Raw genomic sequence first — 22474 nt, forward strand, 5'->3', positions numbered from 1 at the left:
GTGGGTCTACATTAAAGTAGGAATGTATGTTTTTGGATTATTGTCCAGCCACCGATTTTTCTAGTGCTTTTAATTGATCAGTATTCCCTTGATCACTTTCGCCCCAGCCTTTTACATATTCATTGAGATCTGCTGTCGTTACTTTTTTGTCTTTGGGTAGATCATCACGCTGTACATAGACAGGTTCCAATTCTACTTTTTCATCTTTGGTGTTGCCAGCGAATTTTTGGTACAAATAACGAACTTGTACACGTCCGATTGTTGTCGGGTCAACAGCTGCTGAAACGATCCACGGACTATTTTTATCCTGAATCAAATTCAAATCTTCATCACTCAGATCAATACCATAGACTTTGATCTCATCACGTCCCGCTTGCTTGATTGCATTTGTTGCGCCTTTAGCGAATTCATCCCAAGCTGCCCAGACAGCTGTAATATCACCTTTATTTGGATATTGTTTTAAAATAGCTTCCATTTGTGTCTGTGCATCCAATTGAGCATTGTCTGCTGTACCGAAAGCGGCAATTTCTTTGATATCTGGATATTTGGCTTGGAATGCTTTATACGAAATTTGACGAGATTCCATAGGAGGGAAGCCAGCAACCCAAATTTTAACGATATTGCCTTTACCATTTGCATCTTTCGCCAGTTGGTCTAACGTTAATTCCGCCATTTTCTGGTCATTTTGTGCCAGATTAGTTACGCCTTGTACGCCATCTAATGCAGAGTCAAAAGCAACGATAGGGATATTGGCTTGCACTGCTTTTTGTACGCCCATTGTAAGAGCACCTGCGTCTCCATGATCAAGTAAGATTCCATCGAACTCACCCTGATTTACAGCTGCATCGAGAGCAGAAGCCATTTTGCTCAGATCGTTATCTGCTGTAATGACCGTAACGGTTCCACCATATTTCGCTACTTGATTTTTTACACCATCTACATATTGAGCTGAAAAAGTTCCGTTGTTTAAACGCATAATGAGAGCGATATTTTTACCTTTAAGTGGTTGATCAGAAGAACCTGTAGCCGCGCCATCATTACTAGCCGCTCCATTACCGCAAGCACTTAAAGCCAGTACCAAAACTACCATTAATGTAAGCAAGCTAGCTAACTTTGAACTCTTTTTCATTTTCTTTTCCCCCTGTACATAATCGCTTTAAAGCTTTCAAGTAATTAATTATATTAAAATTTAATATAGAAGCTAAAACCAAGTATGTCAATGGGTTTTATGTAATTTGATGATTTTTGTCGAAAAGTACGCGATAAGAATAAACATTTACTATAAAAAAAGTATAAAATTAGATATCAATCAGTAACCTAAAGGGTAATATATAAGTAACTAAACTTTTAAATGCTTGATTGGTTGTCTAAACATCGTTGTCTCAACATTCTTTCGATAGAAAGGAGGTGAAAGCTCCTATGAAGTATCGAGTGTTAGCTTTGTTGATTGCTTTGTTTTTATATTATTTTACACATCATGATATTGCTCATGCCGATGGAGAAGTATCGAATCCTGATTCATCCACTGCTCAGACTTCATCGACGACAAATGAATCGGCGAAGTCCACAACAAGCTTAGTCGGTAATGTATTAAGTAGCACAACCAGTTCGATCAGTAATGTAGTCAAAGACACCGTCAAAGGTACAACAGATACTGTCGACAAAACAGTAGACAATGTATCCAACACTGTAAAAGACACTACGAATCAAGTATCTACTACAGTAGATCAAGCCACTACAGATGCCACTACGATTGTCAAAGACGTTGTAGATCTACCTGCTAATGTCATTCAAGAAGTAGATCAAGCAGCTAATGGACAATCTTCTGATGTATTAGGTAGTGTAACTTCTACAGTAGATCAGACGGTGAACAATGTTACAGACACTGTGCAACATACTGTAGACAACACAACTAATACCGTTACAGGTGTCTTAGATTCTACCGTTAAAACAGTAGAGGATACGGTCACTTCTGTTGTAGATACAACCACAACGGTTATACCCGAAGTCGTACCTGATGTGCCGGTGATCAATCTTCCGCCGATTGTACCGCAGCTTCCAGTAGACGTTCGACCTACTCCGGTACCGGATGATTCCGTAGCACCGAATCCATCGAAAGATACAACTGCAACTCACCATTCTCAGAAAAATAGTACTCAAGGTGATCCGGATAGTCATACACCAGCTATGCCACCGGTTCAACCTGCTGTCCCATCGGTTCATATTGCAACGCAGTCCCCATCGACAGAGACAGTTCAATCTTCACCGATCAATGAGTCTAACGATAAAGATATACCAGCTTCAATTCCATCACTACCCAAATCTATTTCCAAAAATATTTCTACGATTCCAAGTCCAGTTCAAGAAAAAGTTCAATCTGTTCAGACATCATCAGATGCAACAGCATTGCCAGTAGATGAATTTGTAAATCCAGATACGTTGGCAATTCAGACATCTGTTGAATCAGAACCATCCAGTAAGCCATTTATTTCAGATGTGAAAGGAACAGAACCTGTTTCTCCAAGCGCAGCGATTTGGCTTGATATTCAAGGCGTGCAAGGATTAGTCGTTGCACATTCTTCAAGTTCAGCAGAATGGTCTAGTAACAGTAATCCTTCCAATTCGCAAAATGTATTTGTTAATAATCGTTTGGCAAATTGGAAGCATTATCGTATTCATCTTTTAACGTACCGTGCTCAATCCGAGCATGGCAGTAATCAATGGACACATGCACCACCAGGACAACCACCGCAAGAAGCTCCCTATTTTATTTGAAAAAATAAAAAATTAAAGGGAGCGATTAACAATGAGATGGTCAATGAAAACAATGGTAGCGACAGGTTGTCTAGCGGCGGTATTGGGATGGTCACAAGGAACAGTATCAGCAGATTCAACAAATGATGCATTGCTGAAAATTGATCTTCACAATGAAGATTCTTCATCGAGTGCTGTTCATGTAGGTATTTTGGAAAATAAAGATACAACATCAACAGACTCTTCTGGATCGAATGCAGTAATCAGTATTGAGACAGAAGATACAATACTCGGTGATGAATTCAATGTTGATGTGTTACCAGAGCACAACAATACGACAACAGATCAACAAGATCACCAAGCTGCTGTAGAGGTGACAGGAACCGATACAATCGTAACGGACGACTTGCATATTGGTGTATTGGATCAACAAAATCAATCCACTGATAGCAATACCAACGACCATGAAGCTGTAGTAGAAGTAAGTGGAACGGATACTATTATCGGAGACGACTTACATGTAGGCGTATTGGACAACAATGATTCTTCTACTGACACTACAGATAGTAATCATCAAGCTGTAGTGGAAGTAAGCGGAACCGATACTGTTGTAGGAGACGACTTGCACGTAGGCGTATTGGACAACAGTAATTCTTCTACTGACACTACAGATAGCAACCATGAAGCTGTAGTGGAAGTGAGTGGAACGAATACTATTATCGGTGACGACTTGCATGTAGGCGTATTGGATAACAGCGATTCTTCTACCGACACTACAGATAGCAACCACGAAGCTGTAGTGGAAGTAAGCGGAACCGATACTATTATCGGAGATGACTTGCATGTAGGAGTGTTAGACAACAGTAATTCTTCTACCGACACTACAGATAGTAATCATGAAGCTGTAGTGGAAATAAGCGGAACGGATACTGTTGTAGGAGAAGATTTGCATGTAGGCGTATTGGACAACAATGATTCTTCTACCGACACTACAGATAGTAATCATGAAGCTGTAGTGGAAATAAGCGGAACGGATACTGTTGTAGGAGAAGATTTGCATGTAGGCGTATTGGACAACAATGATTCTTCTACCGACACTACAGATAGCAACCACGAAGCTGTAGTGGAAGTAGCCACAACTGATCTGATTGTAGATGCTATTGATCTTTCTATTTTGAAAAATAGCAGTCAGCAAAATGCAGCAGGTCAGACAGATCATGCTTCCCTTATTTCAGTAGGGTTATTGGATAATGTGTTGCCTGGTATCAATGTGGCTGTACTTGAAAATGAAACATTTACTCCAACACCAAGCACAGAAGATCCAGATAACACCAATCCAGATAACAATACACCTACTATTCCTCAACAACCAGATAATGGTAGTGGAACAGAAGGGAACACAGGAAATAACGGGAATAATGGAAGCAATGGCAATAATAACGACAATGGTACTCCCGGTGGAACTAGCGGTAACGGATCTAATACTACTGGCGATACAGGTAATACCAATGATAATGCTACTGGAAATGCAGGTTCTAATAATGACACTTCAGGCACAAATAATGGAAATTCATCGGTAGGTAATGGTAGTAGCCCAACTGTCGGATCATCTAGTGATAATACAACCTCTAATCCTTTTCCTAACAATACTGGATTATCTACAGTGACCACAGCTTCTATTACTAATCCTATACCTGTAACGATAGAAGATACGCAAGGAACTGCATTCCCATCTGATAGTATCAACAATCATCAACCGAATCGTGTAATTACAGCATCTGCGGATATACCACAATCTGTAGCATTGACCACAGAATCTTCTGTTCAGCCAGCCAAAGGAATAGTGACTGCGGCGAATATAGCGGCTAAAAGCACAGATGTTACAGCAGATATGACCACATCTTCATTATCTGTGTTGCCAAAAACAGGAGAATGGTTAGATTCGACAATGCTTTACACGCTTGGTGCTTTGATGATGATCTTCGGATGGATCGTTCGTCGTCGTTCTTTACGTTCTAATCGTCAAGGACGGTGAATAGAAATGTCCAAATTTGTAGCTCGATGTGGAACGTTATTGTTAGTGTTAGGTATAGTGACGATTGGCTATACCTTGTATTCCAACTGGCATACGAATCAAGTACAAGCATCTTTAAAACAAACATTTGCTACCGGGTTGGATCAAAGTACAGAAGTAGAATCTAACATTCAATCGGTTTCAAGTGAAACGGGTGCAAAGAAACAAAAAGCATCAATAACCACAACGGTAGATGGGTTAAAGGTACAGGGTATTCTAAGTATCCCCAAGCTTGATCTACAAACAGCAGTTGTCGAAGGTGCTGACCCAGAGCAGTTACAATCTGCTTTGGGTCATATTAGTGGCGGTGGAGAAGTGGGTAAGCTTAACAGCAATTATTCGATTGCAGGTCATCGTTCAAGTCGATATGGTCAGTTTTTTAACCGTCTGCATGAATTGAACAAGCAAGATTCTTTTCAATTGCAGACTTCTACAGGTAAATATGCTTATCAGGTATACGATATTGAGATTGTAGAACCGGATCAAGTACAAGTTCTTCAACCTGAACGAGGACAATCGATTGTAACGCTGATTACGTGCTATCCTGATCACTCCAGTCAATACCGCCTTATTGTCAAAGGTAAGCTTATACAACAGCCAGTTTAACGTATAAATAGAATATATAAGCTAGTCACTTATTATCCGACTTCATAGGATTAAGCTTTCTTCGTGTCATTTAGCGAAGAAAGCTTTTTTATTTTATCATCTATAAATAATATCGGGTGTTGTATCTCTTTGAAACTTTTAGATGAGTTTACCGTAATACTAGAGTAAGACATCAAAAGTGTTTGTGATTATCGTTTGCTACAGAAAAGGGAGAGATGGATTGTGAAATGGAATCGATTTTTTTCGCTACAACAATGGGCGCATGTTTTTAAAAGATTGCCAAGCTTATTAACCTCCCGGGAATTACCTCTAGGAGAAAAATTATTATTTCTTATACCAGTGTTAACGTATTGGGTATTGCCTGATGTGATGCCATTTATGCCTATAGATGATATTGGAGTCACTTTGTTGATGATGAATTGGTTTGTAAGTCGAGCGGAACGCAAAACAGCTTTTGTTTACGAGCAAAAGAAAGTTCGCTAAATGAAGTGATTCGGTTGCCAATAGCAACATAGCTCACTTTGCAAAGTACACTTTTATGGTAGGATCAAATGAAGAGCGCTTGAGGTTCTAAGCGCTCTTAGTCTTGCGTATTATGCAGTGGAGCTATACAATAGTATAGGTTGAGTTTACAGAATAAGTATCTGAACCGATCATACATTTCATAACAAATGAAACCCAAAAAGTATTGTTGGGTTCATTTCTTTTTCAAAAAAGAATATAATGGTCGAATATTCCAAGTATAGTTCCTGCATATAAGCAGGCTAGTCGATGAAGAGGAGCTGATTTTATGAAAGTCAAAATTACACGTAATGCAGCGAAAGTGATTCAAGCTGAATTGGATAAACCCGAAAATGAAGGTCTAAAATTGCGCGTATTTATTACCAATTCTCACGGTGATCATGTTCATTATGGTATGGACTTGGGACAACCTGAAGGTGCAGAAGAATTAGTAAGCACAGATAAAGAAATCGATGTAGCGGTTGATCCTAATGAATCTTGGTTAGATGGTATTAAAATTGATTATTTATATTTGCCAGAAGAAGGTTTCGTCATCACTAACCCTTCCAAAGGCAATCATGGCGATCACTAAGATCGTTTGAGAAGGGAAAGTATAATGGCTAACGATATTCGCGTATGTGATAAGTGCAATCATGTTCGCCTCAAAACAATGATTCCAAAGTTGGAAAAAATGGCTCCTGATGCTGAAATTAAAATAGGCTGTAAATCATACTGTGGTCCTTGTGGCAAGCGTGCTTTTGTATATATTAATGGCCGTTATGTGAGTGCACCTACAGAAGATGAAGTGCTAGAGAAAGCATCTAAGTTTATTAAAAAACCATCTGTACAAGCGCAAGAGCAGGTATAACCAGCAATTAACCAAGAACAACAGATTGCACCGATCGGTATGAAATTATTGAGCGATACGTGCTTTCTATTGCATAGCTGTATATCATAACCAAAAAGCCTTTGTAGATCTCACATTAACGTGATGATCCGCAAAGGCTTTTTTGATATTTATAAATATGATCTTAAAAGAACGATGTCAATCGATCCATTTCAAATGAATTATTTGGCAGTAGTACTGGCTTCATGAAATTGACGAATCAGATCGTACGTAATCAGTTCGTCCGAGACATTCAGACGCTTCTGCGCTTCATCATAGCTAGAACGCGCTTGCTCAACGTCAGTCACTTTTCGTGTTTTCATATCATAGGCAGTACCATGTTCAAATATACCATCTGCTGACGGAATATAGAATACGTTGCCATCGGTAAATGCACCTGTACGTAGTACCACAAGCTTATCTTCTTTCTGATTGAACATATCGTTACCCATCAGATAATAAGGGCTAGCGTTAATACCTAGTAAATGTAGAATCGAAGGTGTCATATCCAATTGCCCGGTAGGTTCATTATACGTTCCTGCGTGACTATCATCAGGTAAATGAACAAGCATAGGGACTTGGTTCATCAGTTGTTCCATATCCAGATCGGTTAAGGAGCGACCTAAGAATTCCTCCATCGGTTCTTTTTCTTTTAACGAATTATCATGATCTCCATAGAACATAAGAATAGTATCATCCCATAAGCCGTTATCTTTCATTTCTTGTTCCATTTCACCGAGAGCAGCATCGACATAGTGGAGAGACTGGATATAATCGCCAAATGTCGTTCCTGTCAGATCGCCCATATCCAATTCTTGTACAGAAGCAGGTAAGCTATACGGATGATGACTGGATAATGTAATCAAAAAAGAGTAAAACGGTTGTTTGAGTTCGACCATTTTATCAAGAGATTGTCGGAAAAATGATTTGTCACCAAGTGACCATCCTAGAGGTTCATCAATCGTAAAGTCTGGTTTACTGTAAAAGGTATCGTATCCCATATTTTGATACATGATCGATCGATTCCAGAAGCTACTTTCATAAGCATGGAATACATTGGTGCTATAATCTTTGCTTTTAAGTATTTTGGGCAACGTATCAAATTCATGATCAGGGTAACGGATAAATACAGAACCTGTAGGTAGCGGATGAAGAGAAGCATTCGAAGCCATATCTGCATCTGATGTACGGCCTTGACCGGTCTGATGATAATACTGGCTGAAATACATACTCTTTTTCATTAAGCGATTAATATTAGGTGTGATCTCTTGTCCGTTATAACTTTGACCAATCACAAAGTTCATAAAAGCTTCGCCTTGAACAACGATTACATTTTTCCCTTTGTAAGCGCCAAATAGATCATCATCGCCTGTTTTGGATCTTGTTGCTTGTTTGGCATCGAACCATTGTTTAACTTCATCCGTTTTGTCTGTCGACAATTGATCTTGAGGACCAAAATGATCGTCTGCATACCGATAAGCATCATATCCATGAAAAGCCAGTAGACCTGTTACATTGTAAAGAGACATGTTCCACCAGTTCCCTACAAATAATCCAGTTGCCCATGTAGATGTAGCAAACTTAATCGGACCTATCGTTAAGACCAGACCAAGTACAAAAACAATCATTCCTTGTACCAATCGTTTGGAAAAACGTGTAGGCAAAGATGGAGTATACACTGATGAATATCGACGACTGGATGAATAAGATCGATTGGAGCGTCTACGAATACGACGTCCTATTAGAAATACTCCAACCAGAAGCAAAACGATCCAATCTGCAAACATCCATATATCTTCCATATAAATCAATTCCCAGATGCTATCACCTAGCGAATCCACTTGACCCGCTTGAAGTAATACAGGAATCGTTATGAAATCTTGAAAATAACGGAAGTAGACCAAATCTGAAAAAATCAAAAAAGTTAATAATACATCTAACACAATCAAAGCAATCAGTCGTCCACGATATGGCAAAAAGATCGTCCAAAAAGAGGCAAGCATAATAGAACCAATCGCTGTCACCACATCAAGTGGATTCATATCAATATTTTGCAAATGCAAATGACTATGCAAAATCATTAATTTAACCAGCATTAAGATTAGAAAAATTATATAATCTATTCGAGTAAACGAAACAAGCCACTTCAGGCGATCAAGCCAACTGCCACGCTCTGAACGAGAAGTTAAGTATGGCAAAGCCAGACCCCCTTACGTTTGAAAAAATAAATCCAATCTATACAAATTGTTATTTACGTTGTTGAAGCTTCAGCTTTAGGTTGACGTGGAGGCAAAGGTCCAAGATATTGAAGGAATTGACATTCAATCCGTCCATTGTATAACTTACGACGTTTGTCTGCTTTACGACCGAAATATTGTTCGAATTGACGAGTCGGACTGATTACGAATACAGACCAATCTGGTAAATAGATGGTTGCACGTCCTAGATCACGAATCATTTTTTCGACTTCTTTGACTTCACTTAGACGCTCACCATAAGGAGGATTCGTGATAATGCAACCGAATTTTCCTTGAGGTTGTACACGAGCTACAGGCATAACTTTAAATTCGATCTCGTCACCAAGCCCTGCACTTTTTGCACATGCTTGAGCGATTTCGATTGCTTCAGGGTCTACATCACTACCTACTAATTGCAAAGGAACATCATCTTTGACAGCATCATAGGCTTCATCACGAGCTTGTTCCCACAACTCATCTGGAATAATAGACCAACCTTCAGAAGGGAATGAACGACGTAGACCAGGAGCGATATTCCAGCCAATCATTGCTGCTTCGATCAGCAATGTACCTGAACCACAGAACGGATCATAGAGCGGACGATGAGGTCCCCAGCGACTAAGTAACACCAGTGCAGCTGCTAATGTTTCTTTAAGCGGAGCTTCAGTTGCATGTTTACGATAACCACGTTTGTGAAGAGAAGGACCTGTTGTATCCAACGTCAACAAAGCGATATCATCGTATAAAGACACATCTAGCTTGTACAATGCCCCATCTTCAGGGAACCATTCGGTGTTATAGGTTAATTTAAGCTTTTCAACAACCGCTTTTTTAACGATACCTTGACTGGCAGGAACACTGCTTAACTGAGATTTTTGTGAACGACCGGATACAGGAAATTCACCGTCAGCAGGGATAAATTGATCCCATGGTAATGCTTTGGTTCCTTCAAATAATTCATCAAAAGTAGTGGCTTTGAACTCACCCATTTTGATCAATACACGATCAGCTGTACGTAACCAGTAATTGCAACGGCAAATATCAGCAAAATCACCGCTGAATGTTACACGTCCATTTTCAGTTTTCGTATCATCATAACCGAGTAATTTCAATTCTCTTGCGACTACAGCTTCAAGTCCCATCGGACAAGTCGCTATTAATTTCAAATCTTTCATTTTACAATGTCAACTCCATTTAAACTTGTAGGATAGTTCCGAAAACCATACAATCTAGTATAGGTGAATGAGGCTATACTTACAAACGTTTCTATGCCAATATAAATAAAATAAATAAGCATAATTGTAAGGTATATCGCTATTTTTAAAACGATATTGCGCTTATATACGTGATTGTATAGGATAAGGTACTCCGCACATATTGATTTTAATTTCTATTGTAACAGGTTAACGCCATGTAAAACCAAACAAAAATGATCAACAGACTATAAAATGCTAAATCTTGATCATGATATCCAAAGGAGAAGTAAACATAATGACAGAACACTCGCCTTACAATGCTGAACAATATATGGATGAATTGCTTCAAGAAGATCCATTGTTAATTCAAATTAAACAAACGATTCGTGAAAAAGGAATGCCAGAAGTATCTGTAGCTCCAGGGTATGGACGATTATTGACGATGTTAGTACAACTATCTCGTGCAGAACAAGTACTTGAGATCGGTGCGCTTGGTGGATACAGCGGTGTCTGTCTGGGTAGAGGCTTAACGTCTACAGGTGCAATTACTTCATTAGAATTGCAAGCCGATTATGCTGCTCTGGCTCAGCAACATATGACACTTGCTGGTTTGGGAGAGCAGGTTGAATATCGGATTGGTGAAGCAATTCATAGTCTGGAACAATTGAAGCAAGAAGGAAGACAGTTTGATTTCTTTTTTATCGACGCAGATAAAGGAAATTATTTGAATTATTTAGAATATGCAATTACGCTGGCTCGCCCGGGGGCTATTATTGCAGGTGATAATCTTTTACTACGTGGTCGTACATTGAATCCTGATAAAAATGGGCCTGCTGTTCAAGCCGTGCGTGAATTTAACCATCGTATGGTGACTGATCCTAGATTAACAGGTACTTTATTACCTGCTTATGATGGTTTAGCATTAGCGATGGTGAAATAGATTAGTATAACGTTATAGTTCATAAGAAAAGAACCCTCTGATTTCTTCAAGACATTCTATAGAAGAGATTCAGAGGGTTCTTGGTGCATCATATAGCGAGATATATTGCGGAATCCCAATCACTTTTTATGATAATCGCTAGGGCTAGACTGGGAAGGGGAAGAAGCATTATGTTTCAGTGCACCTGGCTTCACATATAACTTGGTGCGTACCCATACCATATTGAGTAACAATAAGACCCCTGCCATAATAAATAGCCCTTCAATCCCAATAAATCCAGCTAAGACACCACCCATCACTGCACCTGTCATATTTCCAAGAGCGGTTGTACTGCTGTTAAATCCAAAGGCTCGACTTTCCATACCATCTGGCGTGTAATACCGAATTAATGAGTTCACACTTGGCAATAATCCACCCATACAGATCCCCATCATAAATCGAACGATGATTAACTGCTCTACATTCTGCACAAAAGCTTGCGGAATTAGCATCAGCCCTGCTCCAATTAACGAGAATGTGAGTACCCGATGTGCCCCATATTTATCACTGACTTTTCCCAAAATGGGAGCCATGAGCATATTAGATAATCCGGTGACTGCACTGACAAGCCCTGCCCAAAAGGCAACATTTTCAGCTGTACCATGTAATTTCTGTACATATAAAGGCATTAGCGTCATCGGACTAATCATTGCAAATTGCAGAAGTAGTGTAACTGTAAATAATGCAGGTAATTGTGGGGTTAAGCTGAGTTCGCGGAATCCTGATAATACCGATACTTTAGGCATTTTAGACGCAGCTAAACGGTCGAATTTCTCACGTACAAGGAATAGCGCTAACAATGTCGCCATAAAAATACATGCCCCTGTAATATAGAAAATCGATCGGAATCCAACAGTATCTGCCATAATTCCACCTATTAATGGACCGAGTATACTACCGGCTACTGTTCCCGACTGACTGATTCCCATCGCAAATCCCATTTTTTCTTTGGGAGTACTGCTAGAGATCAATGATATCGAAGCCGGATTGAATCCAGATATGGTTCCGTTTAATAAACGAAGGACTAATAAATGCCACGGTTGAGTTGCGAATCCCATGGCTGTAAATACAATCGCCATCCCGAATCCAGAGCGAAGTAACATGACTTTGCGTCCGTATTGGTCAGACAATTTGCCCCATAGCGGTTGAAACAAAAATGAAGTCACAAAGTTGGCAGCAAAAATAACCCCGGACCAGATCGCTATCCGGTGTTCACCTTGCACACCAATATCTTGCGATAAGTACAACGCTATAAAAGGAATGATCATTGTGGTTCCTGCATTAACCAGAAATTGACCAAACCATAATACGATCAAATTTACTTTCCATGCTTGCATCATGTTTCACTTCCTTAAAAAAGTCCATTCATATAGTATACCATAATTGACCACACTTTTTGAGGGGATAAGGTGATTTGATTGAGTAAAAATCACTTTTTATGGGAGTGGGAGATAGAGTGTTTATGGTACCAAGCGCTTTATGTAAGATATTTGCTGTGCAAAAATCACTTTTTATTGGAGTGGGAGATAGAGCGCTTATGGTGCCAAGCGCTTTATGTAAGATATTTTGCTGTGCAAAAATCACTTTTTATGGAAGTGGGAGATAGAGCGCTTATGGTGCCAAGCGCTTTATGTAAGATATTTTGCTGTGCAAAAATCACTTTTTATGGAAGTAGAAGATAGAGCGCTTATGGTGCCAAGCGCTTTATTCATCGGATTGTCATGGGATGTTCATGGTTGGGGAGTTGTTCCTGTACTTGAAAAAGGGCATAATTAGGAAGTGAGATTATTGACAGGAATATTGTTTATTATACAAAAATGACTGATTTTTATTGAACAGCGGAGGCAAAAAGATGACATATAATGATTCCTTTATACGCGCATGTCGAAAACAAGACGTCGATCGTTTGCCTGTCTGGTATATGAGGCAAGCAGGGCGTTATGATCCCGATTATCGCAAAATTAAAGAAAACTATAGTTTGCTCGAAATTTGTTTACAGCCTGAGCTTGCAGCAGAAGTGACCATGATGCCTGTGCACAAGTTAGGTGTGGATGCAGCTATTTTGTATTCAGATATTATGAACCCGGTGGCATCGATCGGAATAGATTTTGATATTGTCAAAGATATTGGACCTGTTATTGCGAATCCGATTCGTAATGCGGCTGATATTGAGCGCTTGCGTCCCATTCAAGTGGAGCAAGATTTGTCTCATATTTTAAAAACAATTCAGATTTTGGATAACGAATTAGAAGTACCTTTGATTACATTTGCAGGTGCGCCATTTACAATTGCAAGTTATTTAATCGAAGGTAGACCTTCCAAAAATTATATTCGTACCAAAACCATGATGTATAACGAACCTCAATTATGGCATGCTTTGATGCGTAAGCTTGGCGATATGGTAGCTACCTATTTGCGGGCTCATGTTCAATACGGCGGTAAAGCATTCCAATTGTTCGATAGTTGGGTAGGTGCATTATCACCGCTTGATTTTAGAACCTATGTATTGCCAACGATTCAATATATTTTTGATCAACTGAAAGACTTGGATGTACCGAAGATTTATTTCCCGGGAGTGAGTTCAGGTGAATTACTACCAGAACTTCGTCAATTACCTGTTGATGTGATTGGTGTCGATTGGCGTGTATCGCTTGCTGAAGCGCGCAGACGATTAGATCATAAGTATGCGGTACAAGGTAATCTCGATCCTTATTTGCTAACCGGACCGTCTACATTAATTCATCAACAAGCCAAATTGATTATAGATGAAGGGTTACAAGATCCAGGATATATTTTCAACTTGGGTCATGGTCTATTCCCGGAAGCTTCGATTGATAAGCTCAAAGAATTGACAGATTATGTTCATGAGTATTCAGCAGAAGTGCTTCGTCAACGCATCACTTCAAAGTAATAGATATAGTAGTAATTTAGAATAACGATATGAATTGAAGGAGCGAATAAATAATGAGTAAAAAAATTGGTGTTTTGGTTATGTCTTATGGTACGCCAGCAAGCTTGGACGATGTAGAAGCGTATTACACCCATATTCGCCGTGGAAATCCACCTGGAGCTGAACAATTAAAAGAATTAAAAGATCGTTATGAAGCAATCGTTGGCGGTGTTTTTCCTTTACGTGAAAATACAGATAATCAAGTTCTCGGTATGCAAAATATGCTGAATGAGCATACGAAAGATAGCGATTTGGAATTTGTGTGTTACCAAGGGCTAAAACATGCTTTTCCATTTATCGAAGACGGTGTGGAAAAAATGGCGGCTGATGGGATTACAGAAGCCGTCGGTATCGTACTTGCTCCTCATTATTCTACAATGAGCGTAGCTAGTTATATCAAACGTGCGAAAGAAACAGCAGAAAAGCACAACTTACCGATTTCATTTATCGAAAGCTATCATTTGCATCCTAAATTGATCGAAACGTTATCCAATCGTGTAAATGCTAAATTAGAGCTATTCGAAGAAACAGGTGCTACACGTGAGCAAGTTCGTGTATTGTTTAGTGCTCATAGTCTACCTGAACGTATTTTAACAATGGGAGATCCATATCGTGATCAATTGATGGAGACATCCAAAGCGATTGCAGAACGTGCCAATGTTCCTTCATGGCAGTTCACATGGCAAAGTGCTGGACGTACAGCTGAGCCTTGGTTGGGTCCTGATGTGTTAGATACGATGCAAGAACTAGCGAAAGAGCAAGTGAAATATGTACTGGTAGCACCGATTGGATTTGTATCCGATCATTTAGAAGTATTGTATGATCTGGATATTGAAGCACAAGAATTAGCAACTGAGATTGATATGCGTCTTATGCGTATCGATTCACTAAATACAGATCCATTGTATATGGAAGTACTCGCAGACGAAGTCATTCGTAAATATAAAGAGGTGCATGCATAATGAGCCAATCTACTCGCCGTGTCGTTGTCATAGGCGCAGGGATGACTGGACTCAGTGCGGCTTACTACATGCGCAAGTTTTTGCAAGAAGCAGAGATTACAGCACAGATCACGATTGTAGATCAAGACGATCATATCGGTGGTAAAGTGAACACATTACATCGTGACGGATTTGTGATTGAACGTGGCCCGGATTCATTTCTCGCTCGCAAAACAGCGATGGTCGATCTGGCAACCGAGCTGGGGATGGAAGATGAATTAGTCACTACCAATCCAGAAGCAAAAAAAACGTATATCCTTCATGAGGGTCAATTGCATCCGATGCCTTCCGGTCTGGTGCTTGGGATTCCTACTGAACTGAGATCCTTTATGGAAAGTGATCTGTTATCGATGGATGGCAAAATTCGTGCATTGGATGATTTTCTTTTACCTGCCAAAATGGACGGCAAAGATGAGTCGTTAGGTGATTTTATCGAACGCCGTCTGGGCAAAGAAGTATTGGAAAATGTAACCGAGCCATTGCTTGCAGGAATCTATGCAGGCGATACACGTAAGTTGAGCTTGCAAGCGACATTTCCACAGTTTGGTGTAGTGGAACGTGAATATGGTAGTCTGATCAAAGGAATGAATACAGGAAGCAAACCTGTAGAAACGCACACAGGCACCAAAAAAAGTGCATTTCTAACGTTCCGCAATGGATTGCAAAGTCTGATTAACCGTCTGGGTGAATCATTGTCTACAGCAGATATGCGTTTGAACACAGGTGTAGAGTCTATTCAGCCTCAAGCAGACGGTACGTATATCGTATTGTTAAATGATGGACAACAGGTAGTTGCAGATCATGTAATTGTCACTGTACAGACATTTGCGGCTTCAAAACTATTGAAACCTTTGGTAGATACAAAAGCATTAGATCTAATCAATTATGTATCGGTAGCGAATGTCGTTATGGCTTTTGATCGCAAAGATATCCAGACGGAATACGATGGTTCTGGATTCCTTGTGCCTCGTAAAGAAGGTCGTACGATTACAGCTTGTACATGGACTTCAACCAAATGGCTTCATACCAGTCCAGATGATCGCGTGTTAATGCGTTTCTATGTCGGACGTTCTGGCGATGAACAAGTGGTGGATGAATCCGATGAGCAGATCAAAGCTAAAGTATTGCATGATATGCGTGAATTAATGGGTATCGATGCAGAGCCTTTATTTACAGAGATTACACGTCTTCATCATTCGATGCCACAGTATCCTGTAGGACATATGGATAATATTTCTATGTTACGTGCTCAATTAGCAGCGCAATATCCAGGAGTATTAGCACTTGGAGCAGGATATGATGGAGTCGGACTACCTGACTGTATTCGAACAGCCAAAGAAATGGCGATGAGAGAAGCAGAACGTGTTACTTCTTTCTCTAATAGTCATTCATCTTAAAATGATATAAATAAGAATAGCCTTCTGTAATGTAAAGTACTCTGATTACACTCCTAAGTCGCATACATGATGCAATGTTATGGAGATGTCCAAAGAGACTTTACACCGCAGAAGGTTTTTTGCATCCTAGCATCACTTTTGCCGAACAACTAGAACCTGTTATAATAGACAAAGCGTAAAAGTAGGATCAAGCATGAGTATCGTAAGATATCTTCCAATCGTCCTCAGGTATAGTAAAATATTGCAAGCATTAAAGGAGTTCTTTATGTATACGACAAGGTCTCAACAATCCCGTCAGCGTCAGCAAGAAAAAAAGCAGCGTCAAAAGCGGCTCCGTAACTGGATCGTATTTAACACTGTGCTGGTTCTGTCTATTGTTGCACTTGGCGGTTATTACTGGTTGCATGTGAAGCCACAAGAAGTACAGCAAGCCTCTACGTATCCGACAGAATATCCATTAGATCAGGCAACAGCGCCAGATTCATATGGGAATGACCCTGTAGTGGATGACAATGATCATTCTAATCAGCCAGATGAAGAAGAAGCAGATCCGTCTCGTGCTACAACAGAAGCCGATACAGAACATCTAGATCAGACAGCAACCGATTCAGAAGCAATAGATATACCATCCAAAGACTCAACATCAACAGATCAAGCACCAGAAGAGACAACACCAGAGTCGTCTACTGACAAAGTAGAACCTCCCAAGTCTTCTTCAGATTCTTCTCAGTCATCTAATAAAGAACTTAAACCTGCTACCCGTACAGAACCATCCGGTCAGACCGTAACGCTTCATTTTGGTGGAGATGTGATGTTTTCGGGAAAAGTCGGTGAAAAGTTAGCCAAAGCAGGATATGATTATCCTTATCAATATGTAAAAGATTCATTTACTTCGGACGATCTGACCGTTGTTAATTTGGAAACGCCTGTAACAGATTCCAATACAACCGCAGCAGATAAAACGTATGCGTTTAAATCATCGCCTCAAGCACTCCCTCATATGGCAGACGCAGGTATCGATGCGGTGAATTTAGCGAATAATCATATTTTGGATCAAGGCATCACAGGGCTTACCGATACGATTGCTCAACTGGATCAAAGCGGAATCGCCTATGTAGGGGCTGGTAAAAATAGTGCTCGTGCTTATCAACCTGTGTATTTTGACCGTAAAGGAATCAAAATCGCTCTCTTGGGATTCAGTCGAGTTATTCCAGAAACAAGTTGGAATGCTGGAAAAGATCAGGCAGGAGTAGCGACCACATACGATTCAACCGCTGCTCAGGCGGCGATTCGTGAAGCCAAAAGCAAAGCCGATCTTGTCGTCGTTGTCGCTCACTGGGGTGTAGAACGTTCAGATACACTAGCTGATCATCAGAGTGATCTTGCACATACATTTGTCGATGCCGGTGCCGATCTGGTTATTGGTGGTCATCCTCATGTATTGCAAGGATTAGAGCAGTACAAAGGTAAATGGATCGCTTATAGTACAGGCAATTTTATTTTCACTCGTTCACTGGTTGCAAAAACATGGGACACCGGTGTGTTTGAAGCAAAATGCACAGTCGATGGGAATTGCAGTATGCAGGTTATTCCGTACACTGCGGAGTTAGGTCAGCCTGTACCGATGCCATCAGATAAAGCTCAAGCAGTACTCCAACGATTACAGACATTATCTAATCATATTCAATTTGATATCAAAGGAAATGCTATCGCAAATCCAGCCAATTAATAGATCCTAGATTATTTATAACAGAGGAGAATGTATAATGACTGCTATTCAAAACGTATATTGTGTAGGTCGTAACTATCGTCTTCATGCGGAAGAATTAGGAAATGAAGTACCGACTCAACCTATGATTTTTATGAAACCTTCTCATGCGGCTGTACCGTTAGAACATGCAGAATTGGTTTTACCTACAGACAAAGGTGAGATTCATTATGAAGCAGAGTTAGTGATTCGAATTGGACGCGATTATGCACCTGATCTTTCTGTGGAAGAAATGGTCGATGGATTAGCACTTGGGATCGATTTTACATTACGTGACGTACAAAGTGTTTTGAAGAAAAAAGGGCATCCGTGGACAGCAGCTAAAGGGTTCAAAAACTCTGCACCGTTGACATCTTTTGTTCCATTTCCAGATGCTACAACATGGGCAGAACAACCTTTTGCTTTGCTCAAAAATGATCAGCAAGTTCAGCTAGGCTATACACGTAATATGATCTTTTCACTCGAAACGATTATTGCTCATATTGGAGAAAATTATGGGCTTGCAGCAGGTGATATTATTTTCACAGGTACACCTGAAGGTGTTGGACCTGTAGCAGTTGGTGATACTTTCGAATTAATGTATGCGGGCACTTCTGTAGGTAAGTGCCGGATCGCAGAATAATGTTAGATTGGATCATAGGTGCGGTCTGTGCTGGATTGATTGCTGGACTTGCTTATAAAAAGCAGTGGTTATCCGGTTCAGGCGCATATGCAGCGGCTATTATGGGTACCATTTATTATGGAGCAGGTAATCTACTCTGGTTTGGATTGTTGATCTTATTTTTTATCAGTGGCAGCTTACTCTCCAAAATGAAAGGCGAACGCAAGCGCAAATTGGAGCAGGATTATGCCAAAACATCACGCCGAGATGCAGGGCAAGTATTTGCTAATGGTGGGCTGGGTATGATTCTGTGCCTCGGTCATGCTCTAATACCTCATCCAGCATGGATATACGCTTTTGTAGGCGTGATGGCAACAGTTACTGCAGATACATGGGCAACAGAGTGGGGAAGCCTTAGTCGCAAGCCTCCGCGTTCTGTATTGAATGGTCGTGTATTAGAAGCAGGGGCTTCTGGAGGAGTATCTGTTCGTGGTACATTAGCTGCGGCGATCGGTGCATTATTGATTGGTATCGCAGCTTGGGCATTTTCATTATGGTCAGGTGTATCTATAGAATCAAGCAACAATGTAGCTAAAGATGGTATACTTACTATTGGTCTATTGCCACTCGTTGGATTGGTGGGCGGATTAGCTGGTTGTTTTGCGGATTCTTTTTTAGGAGCAACGGTACAGGTGATGTATCAATGTGAAGTCTGCGGTAAAGCTGTGGAAACCAAAGTACACTGTAATCGCCCAACCTCTTATTTGCGTGGATGGCCGTGGATGAGTAATGATCTCGTGAATGGGCTTAGCTCTATTATTGGTGGAGTTGTAGCATTGTTATTTTTATGGGTATAGGAGAGTGCGCTAATGAGCAGCACCACAGGTGAAAAGTTAGAATTAATTTTGGATGCTGCTTACGATCTTTTTGGTTCCAATGGGTTTTATGAGACCAAGATTTCAGATATCGCACACCAGGCAGGAATAGCCAAAGGAACGGTTTATTTATATTTTAAAAGCAAAGAAGAACTATTTATGGCTGTTACTCGTCGAGACTGTGAACATTTTCTTGACGGTTTAGATACTAATTTGCAAAATTGTAGTACGATGGCAGAACGATTGCTTGTGATTGCCAAGCATCATTCGATGTATTATTTTGAACGTAAGCATCGCACCAAGTTATTTTTCCGGACACCCAATAACGACCCTGAACTTATGGCGTATATGAAGCAGTTTATGTTGCGATATATGCAAGCGGTAGAGAAAGTACTCACAGAAGGTGGAGTCGCTCAACCCGTATGGTGTGCAGAATCGTATATTGGTATGTTAGACCGGATACGTATGGATATTTTATTCAACCCTGAGTTTCCGATGGAACAACTTCATGAACGGACAGACTTTGTTGCACGTCTATTTCTAGAAGGTTGTCATCATTCGCTGAATACTCAGGATCAAATAGACCGGGATCAGTCCCAAGAAGGTGAGTCACAATGAATATTATGACAGTGGAGTCAATCTCCAAAAGTTACGGCGAAAAAGTACTATTTGAAAATGCTTCATTTGGGATGGAAGATCAAGACAAAATCGGTATCGTTGGTGTCAATGGTACAGGGAAATCAACGTTTCTTAAAGTCATTGCAGGAATGGAAAGTACAGAAAGTGGACGTGTGACTATCAATAATGGATTACGTATTCGTTATTTGGCACAGAATCCACCATATGATCCGGAAGCTACAGTATTGCGTCAAGTATTTGATGGCGGCGGGGAAGAACTTCAAATTGTTGGTGCATATATGAATGTACTGGAACAATTAGAGACTCATCCTGAAGATGAAGCTGTATTAGAACAACTGATTCATTTAAATCAAGAATTGGAACGCTTAGATGCATGGTCACTCGAAAGTGAAGCTAAAAATATTTTGTCCAAATTAGGCATTCATCATTATGATGCTTTGATGGGTACACTATCAGGTGGTCAACGTAAACGGGTAGCTCTTGCGTCTGCACTAATTCAACCGTCTGATTTGTTAATTTTGGATGAGCCTACGAACCATATTGATCATGATTCGATTACCTGGTTAGAACAATTTTTGCAAAAGCGTCGTGGCGCATTGTTAATGATTACGCATGATCGTTATTTCTTGGATCGTGTAGCCAATGTGATGATCGAACTCGATCATGGTAGTCTATATCGTTATGAAGCGAACTATTCACGTTTTCTTGAACTCAAAGCAGACCGTGAAGAACGAGAAGCAGCATCTGAAGATAAGCGTCAAAATCTATTGCGTCGTGAATTAGCATGGATCAGACGTGGAGCCAAAGCTCGTACAACCAAGCAACAAGCACGTATTAACCGTTTTGAGCAGTTGAAAAATGATGGACCAGGTCGTCGCGATGAAGCGATGGACATGTCTGCGATTTCTTCTCGTCTAGGGAAACAAATTGTAGAGTTAGACCATGTGTCATTAACGCTTGGTGGTAAAGAGCTGATTCACGATCTCACGTATCATGCTGTTCCTGGAGATCGGATCGGAATTGTAGGTCCCAATGGACGTGGTAAATCGACATTGCTGAATCTGGTATCTGGTCGTCTGGTTGCAAGCGAAGGTAATGTAGTTACAGGACAGACCGTTAAATTTGGCTATTTCACGCAGGAGCATCAAGAAATGGATGAATCAATGCGTGTGATCGAATATATCAAAGATGTAGCAGAAGTCGTAGAAACAGCAGATGGTAGTAAAATCTCTGCTTCGCAAATGCTAGAACGATTCTTATTTACACCTGCATCACAATGGACACCGATCTCCAAATTATCCGGTGGGGAAAAGCGTAGATTGTATTTACTACGTGTACTGATGGGCGCACCTAACGTATTGTTACTGGATGAGCCTACCAATGATTTGGATATTACAACATTAACCGTTTTGGAACAGTATTTAGATGAATTCCCTGGCGTTGTATTCGCTGTTTCACATGATCGCTACTTCTTGGATCGTACTTGTGATCGTATCTTTGCTTTTGAAGGTGAAGGTCAGGTTAGTATTCATGCAGGAAATTATAGTGATTATGAAGAGCGTATTGCTGATCTTGCCAAAATTGCTAAAGCAGCTAATGCACCTATTGTTGCACCCAAAGCAGTAGAACCTGCACCTGTAAAAGAAAAAGCACCTGCTCCAGACAAAAATGCTTGGCGTAATAAAGTCAAATTCTCATATAAAGAGCAATTAGAATATGAGCAAATTGATAAAAATATTACAGATACAGAGCAGAAGTTAGTCGATCTTGCTAGTGATATGGAGAAAGCATTCAGCGACTCTGTAAGACTACAAGAATTGATGGCTGAGCAGACAGCAACTGAAAAGCATTTAGAACATCTGATGGAACGCTGGACGTATCTAACCGAATTGGCTGAAAAAATACAGCAAAGTCAGAATTAATTCCATTCGATCTCCAAAGACTTTTAGGGTATAAGCATCTCAGTGTGATATCAATAAGCATTCTATAAAACAAAAACCTTCTTTCTTA

General features: G+C 40.2%; 20 protein-coding genes. 16 read left to right on the top strand and 4 right to left on the bottom strand.

Features of this window, described 5'->3' with window-relative positions; all coding sequences use genetic code 11:
* Positions 1 to 37 precede the first annotated feature (37 nt).
* On the bottom strand, positions 38 to 1129 hold the full coding sequence (locus PaeCFBP13512_RS08300) for a sugar ABC transporter substrate-binding protein (RefSeq protein WP_137222402.1): 1092 nt from the start codon (positions 1127 to 1129) through the stop codon (positions 38 to 40).
* A 290-nt stretch (positions 1130 to 1419) separates the two neighbouring features.
* Here PaeCFBP13512_RS08300 and PaeCFBP13512_RS08305 point away from each other — a divergent pair, with 290 nt between their 5' ends.
* The 6 genes from PaeCFBP13512_RS08305 to PaeCFBP13512_RS08330 all read left to right on the top strand — a co-directional run bounded on the left by PaeCFBP13512_RS08305 (position 1420) and on the right by PaeCFBP13512_RS08330 (position 6803).
* Positions 1420 to 2775, top strand: coding sequence for a hypothetical protein (locus PaeCFBP13512_RS08305; RefSeq protein ID WP_137222404.1), 1356 nt, complete (start codon positions 1420 to 1422; stop codon positions 2773 to 2775).
* A gap of 31 nt (positions 2776 to 2806) precedes the next feature.
* On the top strand, positions 2807 to 4789 hold the full coding sequence (locus tag PaeCFBP13512_RS08310) for a hypothetical protein (protein WP_137222406.1): 1983 nt from the start codon (positions 2807 to 2809) through the stop codon (positions 4787 to 4789).
* 6 nt (positions 4790 to 4795) lie between these two features.
* The gene (locus tag PaeCFBP13512_RS08315; RefSeq protein ID WP_137222408.1) at positions 4796 to 5434 is read left to right on the top strand and encodes a class D sortase; all 639 of its coding nucleotides are present in this window, start codon (positions 4796 to 4798) and stop codon (positions 5432 to 5434) included.
* Between the two features lie 222 nt (positions 5435 to 5656).
* Positions 5657 to 5917 (top strand): hypothetical protein, encoded by a 261-nt coding sequence (locus PaeCFBP13512_RS08320; protein ID WP_069327046.1) that lies wholly within the window; start codon positions 5657 to 5659, stop codon positions 5915 to 5917.
* A gap of 307 nt (positions 5918 to 6224) precedes the next feature.
* Positions 6225 to 6527 (top strand): heme biosynthesis protein HemY, encoded by a 303-nt coding sequence (locus PaeCFBP13512_RS08325; protein ID WP_069327047.1) that lies wholly within the window; start codon positions 6225 to 6227, stop codon positions 6525 to 6527.
* A gap of 24 nt (positions 6528 to 6551) precedes the next feature.
* On the top strand, positions 6552 to 6803 hold the full coding sequence (locus PaeCFBP13512_RS08330) for a DUF1450 domain-containing protein (RefSeq protein WP_069327048.1): 252 nt from the start codon (positions 6552 to 6554) through the stop codon (positions 6801 to 6803).
* A gap of 200 nt (positions 6804 to 7003) precedes the next feature.
* Here PaeCFBP13512_RS08330 and PaeCFBP13512_RS08335 read toward each other — a convergent pair whose 3' ends face one another.
* Positions 7004 to 9019 (bottom strand): LTA synthase family protein, encoded by a 2016-nt coding sequence (locus tag PaeCFBP13512_RS08335; RefSeq protein ID WP_441343323.1) that lies wholly within the window; start codon positions 9017 to 9019, stop codon positions 7004 to 7006.
* Between the two features lie 53 nt (positions 9020 to 9072).
* Positions 9073 to 10233, bottom strand: a complete 1161-nt coding sequence (locus PaeCFBP13512_RS08340) for a THUMP domain-containing class I SAM-dependent RNA methyltransferase (protein ID WP_069327050.1) — start codon at positions 10231 to 10233, stop codon at positions 9073 to 9075.
* 316 nt (positions 10234 to 10549) lie between these two features.
* On the opposite strand from PaeCFBP13512_RS08340, the gene PaeCFBP13512_RS08345 reads away from it, so the two are divergent.
* Positions 10550 to 11194, top strand: coding sequence for an O-methyltransferase (locus PaeCFBP13512_RS08345; RefSeq protein ID WP_137222410.1), 645 nt, complete (start codon positions 10550 to 10552; stop codon positions 11192 to 11194).
* A gap of 119 nt (positions 11195 to 11313) precedes the next feature.
* On the opposite strand, the gene PaeCFBP13512_RS08350 is transcribed toward PaeCFBP13512_RS08345, so the two are convergent.
* The gene (locus PaeCFBP13512_RS08350; protein ID WP_137222539.1) at positions 11314 to 12570 is read right to left on the bottom strand and encodes an MFS transporter; all 1257 of its coding nucleotides are present in this window, start codon (positions 12568 to 12570) and stop codon (positions 11314 to 11316) included.
* A 310-nt stretch (positions 12571 to 12880) separates the two neighbouring features.
* On the opposite strand from PaeCFBP13512_RS08350, the gene PaeCFBP13512_RS23585 reads away from it, so the two are divergent.
* The 9 genes from PaeCFBP13512_RS23585 (at position 12881) to PaeCFBP13512_RS08390 (ending at position 22386) form a co-directional block, all read left to right on the top strand.
* Complete coding sequence (locus tag PaeCFBP13512_RS23585) at positions 12881 to 13009, top strand: hypothetical protein (protein ID WP_275094487.1); 129 nt, start codon at positions 12881 to 12883, stop codon at positions 13007 to 13009.
* A 76-nt stretch (positions 13010 to 13085) separates the two neighbouring features.
* On the top strand, positions 13086 to 14144 hold the full coding sequence (hemE, locus tag PaeCFBP13512_RS08355; protein ID WP_069327052.1) for a uroporphyrinogen decarboxylase: 1059 nt from the start codon (positions 13086 to 13088) through the stop codon (positions 14142 to 14144).
* A gap of 53 nt (positions 14145 to 14197) precedes the next feature.
* Positions 14198 to 15145 (top strand): ferrochelatase, encoded by a 948-nt coding sequence (hemH, locus tag PaeCFBP13512_RS08360; protein ID WP_069327053.1) that lies wholly within the window; start codon positions 14198 to 14200, stop codon positions 15143 to 15145.
* Complete coding sequence (gene hemG, locus PaeCFBP13512_RS08365; RefSeq protein WP_137222412.1) at positions 15145 to 16581, top strand: protoporphyrinogen oxidase; 1437 nt, start codon at positions 15145 to 15147, stop codon at positions 16579 to 16581. Before hemH ends, hemG begins: the two co-directional genes overlap by 1 nt.
* 265 nt (positions 16582 to 16846) lie before the next feature.
* The gene (locus PaeCFBP13512_RS08370) at positions 16847 to 18310 is read left to right on the top strand and encodes a CapA family protein (protein WP_137222414.1); all 1464 of its coding nucleotides are present in this window, start codon (positions 16847 to 16849) and stop codon (positions 18308 to 18310) included.
* Between the two features lie 34 nt (positions 18311 to 18344).
* Complete coding sequence (locus PaeCFBP13512_RS08375; protein WP_137222416.1) at positions 18345 to 18971, top strand: fumarylacetoacetate hydrolase family protein; 627 nt, start codon at positions 18345 to 18347, stop codon at positions 18969 to 18971.
* Positions 18971 to 19807 carry a DUF92 domain-containing protein gene (locus tag PaeCFBP13512_RS08380; RefSeq protein ID WP_137222418.1) on the top strand — a complete coding sequence of 279 codons (837 nt, stop codon included), beginning with the start codon at positions 18971 to 18973 and terminating at the stop codon, positions 19805 to 19807. Before PaeCFBP13512_RS08375 ends, PaeCFBP13512_RS08380 begins: the two co-directional genes overlap by 1 nt.
* A 12-nt stretch (positions 19808 to 19819) precedes the next feature.
* On the top strand, positions 19820 to 20443 hold the full coding sequence (locus tag PaeCFBP13512_RS08385) for a TetR/AcrR family transcriptional regulator (RefSeq protein WP_069327058.1): 624 nt from the start codon (positions 19820 to 19822) through the stop codon (positions 20441 to 20443).
* A complete protein-coding gene (locus tag PaeCFBP13512_RS08390) occupies positions 20440 to 22386 on the top strand; it encodes an ABC-F family ATP-binding cassette domain-containing protein (RefSeq protein WP_137222420.1) in 1947 nt (648 codons plus the stop codon). Before PaeCFBP13512_RS08385 ends, PaeCFBP13512_RS08390 begins: the two co-directional genes overlap by 4 nt.
* Positions 22387 to 22474 lie beyond the last annotated feature (88 nt).

Origin of the sequence: Paenibacillus sp. CFBP13512, from assembly GCF_005233705.1 — a bacterium.
Classification (GTDB): Bacteria; Bacillota; Bacilli; order Paenibacillales; family Paenibacillaceae; genus Saccharibacillus; species Saccharibacillus nuruki.

Bases quoted from the DNA above. Each gene is read 5' to 3' on its own strand.
- PaeCFBP13512_RS08300 (WP_137222402.1), bottom strand. From the start codon at position 1,129: ATGAAAAAGAGTTCAAAGTTAGCTAGCTTGCTTACATTAATGGTAGTT.
- PaeCFBP13512_RS08305 (WP_137222404.1), top strand. From the start codon at position 1,420: ATGAAGTATCGAGTGTTAGCTTTGTTGATTGCTTTGTTTTTATATTAT.
- PaeCFBP13512_RS08310 (WP_137222406.1), top strand. From the start codon at position 2,807: ATGAGATGGTCAATGAAAACAATGGTAGCGACAGGTTGTCTAGCGGCG.
- PaeCFBP13512_RS08315 (WP_137222408.1), top strand. From the start codon at position 4,796: ATGTCCAAATTTGTAGCTCGATGTGGAACGTTATTGTTAGTGTTAGGT.
- PaeCFBP13512_RS08325 (WP_069327047.1), top strand. From the start codon at position 6,225: ATGAAAGTCAAAATTACACGTAATGCAGCGAAAGTGATTCAAGCTGAA.
- PaeCFBP13512_RS08330 (WP_069327048.1), top strand. From the start codon at position 6,552: ATGGCTAACGATATTCGCGTATGTGATAAGTGCAATCATGTTCGCCTC.
- PaeCFBP13512_RS08340 (WP_069327050.1), bottom strand. From the start codon at position 10,233: ATGAAAGATTTGAAATTAATAGCGACTTGTCCGATGGGACTTGAAGCT.
- PaeCFBP13512_RS08345 (WP_137222410.1), top strand. From the start codon at position 10,550: ATGACAGAACACTCGCCTTACAATGCTGAACAATATATGGATGAATTG.
- PaeCFBP13512_RS08350 (WP_137222539.1), bottom strand. From the start codon at position 12,570: ATGCAAGCATGGAAAGTAAATTTGATCGTATTATGGTTTGGTCAATTT.
- hemE (WP_069327052.1), top strand. From the start codon at position 13,086: ATGACATATAATGATTCCTTTATACGCGCATGTCGAAAACAAGACGTC.
- hemH (WP_069327053.1), top strand. From the start codon at position 14,198: ATGAGTAAAAAAATTGGTGTTTTGGTTATGTCTTATGGTACGCCAGCA.
- hemG (WP_137222412.1), top strand. From the start codon at position 15,145: ATGAGCCAATCTACTCGCCGTGTCGTTGTCATAGGCGCAGGGATGACT.
- PaeCFBP13512_RS08370 (WP_137222414.1), top strand. From the start codon at position 16,847: ATGTATACGACAAGGTCTCAACAATCCCGTCAGCGTCAGCAAGAAAAA.
- PaeCFBP13512_RS08380 (WP_137222418.1), top strand. From the start codon at position 18,971: ATGTTAGATTGGATCATAGGTGCGGTCTGTGCTGGATTGATTGCTGGA.
- PaeCFBP13512_RS08385 (WP_069327058.1), top strand. From the start codon at position 19,820: ATGAGCAGCACCACAGGTGAAAAGTTAGAATTAATTTTGGATGCTGCT.
- PaeCFBP13512_RS08390 (WP_137222420.1), top strand. From the start codon at position 20,440: ATGAATATTATGACAGTGGAGTCAATCTCCAAAAGTTACGGCGAAAAA.